The following is a 767-nucleotide window of genomic DNA, read 5'->3' as shown; positions in this document are numbered from 1 at the left end:
ACGAGGACACCCCGGCCCGCCGGACCCGCGAACCGCCCGCAGGCCACGGCACCTCGTCCGTCAGCAGCTCCACCGCGCCCGCCGACCAGTCCACGTGCGGTGAAGGGCTGTCCACGTACAGCGTCCTCGGCAGCACCCCGTGCCGCAGCGCCATCACCATCTTGATCACGCCCGCCACACCCGCCGCCGCCTGGGCGTGCCCGATGTTGGACTTCACCGAGCCCAGCCGCAGCGGTAGTTCGCCCGACCGGCCCTGCCCGTACGTCGCCAGCAGCGCCTGCGCCTCGATCGGATCCCCCAGCGCCGTCCCCGTCCCGTGCGCCTCCACCACGTCGACGTCCGCCGCGGTCAGGCCCGCGTTGGCGAGTGCCTGCCGGATGACCCGCTGCTGGGACGGCCCGTTGGGGGCGGACAGCCCGTTGGACGCGCCGTCCTGGTTCATCGCCGACCCGCGCACCACCGCCAGCACCCGGTGCCCGTGCCGCACCGCGTCCGACAGCCGTTCCAGCAAGAGCAGGCCGACGCCCTCGCCCGCGCCCATGCCGTCGGCCGCCGCCGAGAACGCCTTGCAGCGGCCGTCCACGGACAGTCCGCGCTGGCGGGAGAACTCGACGAAGAACTCGGGCGTCGACATGACCGAGACGCCGCCCGCGAGCGCCAGGTCGCACTCGCCGCCGCGCAGCGCGTTGGCCGCCAGGTGCAGGGCGACCAGCGAGGACGAGCACGCCGTGTCGATGCTCACCGCCGGGCCCTCCAGCCCGAGCGCG

1 protein-coding gene is annotated in these 767 nt (G+C 74.8%); it reads right to left on the bottom strand.

Features of this window, described 5'->3' with window-relative positions; translation table 11 throughout:
• Positions 1-767: beta-ketoacyl synthase N-terminal-like domain-containing protein (locus tag VM95_RS37805; protein ID WP_045706060.1), on the bottom strand; the 767-nt coding region annotated here is incomplete at both ends.

It is taken from the genome of Streptomyces rubellomurinus, assembly GCF_000961885.1.
Taxonomy (GTDB): Bacteria; Actinomycetota; Actinomycetes; order Streptomycetales; family Streptomycetaceae; genus Kitasatospora; species Kitasatospora rubellomurina.
This window is presented reverse-complemented; position numbering and strand designations above follow the sequence as displayed.